The following is a 3,890-nucleotide window of genomic DNA, read 5'->3' on the forward strand; positions in this document are numbered from 1 at the left end:
CGCGGGAACGGATCTTGGACACTGATCCGGGGACCAGCTCTCTTCTCCTTCCTCCGTGGCTGTTCCCACTTGTCGTGAGCGACTTCGTGTCGCACCTTGAGCTGTTTGTTACCTCGCCGGGAGGGATGCTCGCTGCGGATCGAGGAGCCGGACCGGCGGGTGGCTGGAGCAAGTCCGGCGTAGGCGGCCAAGTGGCCTGCAGTGGCGAAGCTGCTGCCGTCGCCGACGTCGATGAGGATGCGGGCCGCGGTCCTGACCCCGATGCCGGGCATCGAGATCAGGACCTGTGAAAGAGGGTGCGCCTCCAGCAGTTCCTCGATCCTTGCGGCAAGGAGTCTGCGCTGGTCGAACACGGCGGTGAGCGAGGCGGCCAGGCTGGGGACGATCAGCGCCGCAGCATCGGTGCCGGGCACGACGACGGTCTGTTCGTCGAGCGCGTCGAAGATGTCCTCGACGAGTCGCTCGGCCATGCGTGGCGCCTTGGGCTTCAGCATGGTTATCAGCCGTCGCCTGCCGGCTTTCCGTAACTGGGCTGGTGAGCCATAGCGTTCAAGAAGGAACAGGACTGCCGGATGATCCAGGCGAGGACCCAGGACCCGCTCGAGCGAGGGGTGGATCTGGGTCAGTAGCCCGCGCAACCTGTTCTTGGTGCGGGTGACCTCGCCGGCCAGGTCGTCGTCGAAGCCCACGAGCATGTTCAGCTCGGCGACGGTCTCGTCGTCCGGTGCCAGGTCCCGGAGGGTGTGCGGCATGGTGCGGGCGGCATCGGCGATGATCGCAGCGTCCCGGGCGTCGGTCTTCGACTCACCGGGGTAGAGGTCGGCGATCCTCCGCATCGTCAGCCCTGGCAGATAGGCGACACGACAGCCGGCGTCGCGGGCGACGGCCAGCGGCAAAGCGCCGATCGAGGCCGGCTGGTCCACTATGACCAGCACCGTTCCGTACCTGCGCTGCAGTTTCTGGAACAGCTCACGCAGCCGCGATTCCCTGTTGGGCAGCGGCTTGTCGAACACTTTCTTGCCCGTCTGTGTCAGTGCGGTGCCGTGATGCTCGCCCTTGCCGACGTCCAGACCGAGGTAGACATCGATCTCGCCTTCGTCGCTCACTTGCCCCTCCCCAGCAGACTCTTCCCGGCCTCGTCTGCGGCATCAGCGTGCCGGCATCCACGTTACGAAGGCCTGCTTCACCCCGACGAGCAAGGCGAGCGGTCATGCCCCTGATCAGCGGTCTGCCAATGCCTCCCGGCCCGGTGACACCACTTTTTCGACCATGATCGACAAGGGGCTCAAGTCATGCCGGACCCGGAGACCGGGAGCCCCATTTTCGGGACCACGAAAACGGTAACGGGGCTGCGCAGAAAGAGTCTCCCGGCGGCGTCGTCATCGAGCCAGATGACCACGGTCTCGGACGTTCACGCGGCGGGCTGACCACCAAGCTGCACCTGGTGGTCGAGCAGGGGCAAAAGCCGATCGTGCTCATCATCACCGCTGGTCATTGGCACGACAGTCCGCAATTTCAGCCAGTCCTCGAAGCCATCCGGGTGCCTCGCACGGGTATGGGCCAGCCACGCACCCGGCCCGACAGGGTACGAGCCGACAAGGCGTACGGCTCCCGCTCGAACCGGGCCTATCTACGCAGACGCGGGATCCGCTGCACCATCCCGGAGAAGGCGGACCAAGTCCGTAACCGCAAGAAGCTCGGTACCTGCGGAGGGCGGCCACCGAAGTTCGACAAGGAAGACTACAAGGAGCGCCACGCGGTGGAGTGCGGCATCAATCGGCTCAAGCGCCATCGGGCTGTGGCCACGAGGTACGACAAGCTCGCTGCCCGTTACGAAGCGACCGTCCTGATCGCCGTGATCAACGAGTGGCTGTGACCGCGCCCCGAATTCGAGATCGCTCGGCAGGCCTGGGCGATAGGGTCACCACGTGCGTTGATCATCTGGGCGGCGGCCAAGTGCCCCGCGGACGGTGCGGGCGGCCTCGACAGACAGGACCGCCTCGACAAGCATACCCGTCGGCCTCCCACGGAGATCACACCATGACTGCTCAACATCCCCTCACCTACGAAGCGTTCGTCGGACGCGCCACCGCCGATCCGGACGTCCTCGGCCTCGTCCTCAAGGGATCGCAAGCCCACGAGGGCATGGTCACCGAACACTCCGACCACGATCTGTATGTCGTTCTCGCTGACAGCGCAACGACGGAGCTCACTCGGTTCACGGGCCACCGCACTCCCGAACTCGACCTCGTCTTCATCTCCCTCACCGAGTTCCGCACAGCTGGGATGCCCGGATTCGAGCGATACGCCCTTGCCCGCGCCAAGATCGTGCTGGACCGGCTAGACGGAGGCATCGCCCAAATCCTGGCCGCCAAGGCCCGGCTCGAGACCGATGAAGCATTCCAGGACGCCAGTCGCTGGCTCGACGCCTATGCCAACTCCCTCTACCGCTCGCTCAAGAACGACCGAGACGGGCACTCACTCGTCGCCCGCCTCGACGCCGCCGACAGCATCCGATTCCTGCTGGAACTACTCTTCGCGCTGGACCGTCGCGCCCGCCCCTACAACAAGTACCTGGAGTGGGAACTCACGCGATTTCCGCTGCCCGGCTGGGACGCCGACAAACTGCTGGCCTCCGCGGACCGCATCGCACGCACAGGCGATGTACGCCTGCAACGTGACCTGTTCGCTCGCGTCGAGGCGGAGGCCCGACGCGCTGGGCACAACGCCGTGCTGGACGCATGGGGCGAGACCTCGACCTGATGCGCCCGCAATAGCGGACCGGACAGTACGAGGGCTCCCACGCGACGGGGACCCTGGCCCAGGGCTTTCGCAACAGGCCCTAAAGCGTGTTGCAAAAGGCTGCGATCTTGCAGGTCAGGGCCCGGTTCCGACGGTTCTGATCATGCTGCCAGGGCGAGGTTGTGCATGTGGGCGACGGCCCGGACGGCGTGGTGGAGACCGTCGCCGCGCTGCCGGCAGTCACGGAGGATCTTGTAGTTCTTCATGCGGGCGAAGGCATGTTCCACGCGGGCGCGGACTTTGCGATGGGCGGCGTTGTCCGCCTCCTCGCCCGGCAGTAGCGGCCGGCCGGGGCGTTTGCGGTGCGGGACGACGAGGCCGGTGTTGATGTAGGCGCCGTCACCGATCACGGTGACGCCCTGGCACTGGGCGGGCAGGCCGGAGTTCCGCCAGACGTGAGCGTCGGCCTTGTTGCCCGGCGCCGGCCGGGCGGTAGCCACGACCAGCTTCGTGTCGGCATCGATGATGACCTGCACGTTTGCTGAGAAGCGGTAGTTGCGGCTCGAGGCGCCGACCGTACGGTCGCGCACCGGGATCAAGGTTCCGTCCACGATCCACAACCGATCCGCGGCGTCGGCGGGACGGGCGGCCGGCTCGAGGGCGAGCAGGGGCCGCAGTCGCTGGATGATCCGGCACACGGTCGCCGGGGAGACCCCGAACAGCGGCGCGAGCTGCCGCATTGTGAGGTTCGTGCGGTAGTAGACGGCCACCAGCAGCACCCGATCGGCCAGCGGCAGACACCACGGCCGACCCCCACCGGGGCCGTTTCCGCCCCGCTCCCGCACCACCCGCAACAGCCCCTCGAACTGCCTCATCCGCAGCCCGGTGAACGTCTCCACCCACAACGGCTCAGCCCTCAACACCCCACGCATACAAGGGAAATGCCCAGATCGCAGCCTTCTGCAACACGCTTTAGCTCGATCACCATCCGGACGGTGTCAATCCCCTCGGACAGAGCTTGGTCATGGTCCGCGATCGAGGCTGGTGAGGTCTTCGGGCTTGCGGTGGCATGAAGGGCAGCGGTGCAGGGAGGCGATCAACGCGGTCTGGAACAGGATCACGATCTGTACAGGCTGAGGCCGTGGCCC

Annotated in this window: 3 protein-coding genes and 1 pseudogene; 2 read left to right on the forward strand and 2 right to left on the reverse strand. The window is 66.3% G+C overall.

The features are described from left to right. Nucleotides 1-1,106 (reverse strand): IS110 family transposase (locus tag ACFYXH_RS42225; protein ID WP_389575109.1); only part of this gene is annotated, 1,106 nt, incomplete at its 3' end. A 275-nt stretch (nt 1,107-1,381) separates the two neighbouring features. On the opposite strand from ACFYXH_RS42225, the gene ACFYXH_RS42230 reads away from it, so the two are divergent. Together ACFYXH_RS42230 and ACFYXH_RS42235 are read left to right on the forward strand one after the other, a co-directional pair. After that, on the forward strand, nt 1,382-1,876 hold the full coding sequence (locus tag ACFYXH_RS42230; RefSeq protein WP_389575113.1) for an IS5 family transposase: 495 nt from the start codon (nt 1,382-1,384) through the stop codon (nt 1,874-1,876). A 164-nt stretch (nt 1,877-2,040) separates the two neighbouring features. Then, nucleotides 2,041-2,777: pseudogene (locus ACFYXH_RS42235) on the forward strand (hypothetical protein). A 126-nt stretch (nt 2,778-2,903) separates the two neighbouring features. Here ACFYXH_RS42235 and ACFYXH_RS42240 read toward each other — a convergent pair. After that, nucleotides 2,904-3,674, reverse strand: coding sequence for a transposase family protein (locus ACFYXH_RS42240; protein ID WP_389575111.1), 771 nt, complete (start codon nt 3,672-3,674; stop codon nt 2,904-2,906). Nucleotides 3,675-3,890 lie beyond the last annotated feature (216 nt).

It is taken from the genome of Streptomyces sp. NPDC002730 (assembly GCF_042888805.1).
Lineage (GTDB): Bacteria > Actinomycetota > Actinomycetes > Streptomycetales > Streptomycetaceae > Streptomyces.

What these genes read in the sequence shown, in the direction of transcription:
- ACFYXH_RS42240 (WP_389575111.1), bottom strand. Translation starts at nt 3,674, where the DNA reads ATGCGTGGGGTGTTGAGGGCTGAGCCGTTGTGGGTGGAGACGTTCACC.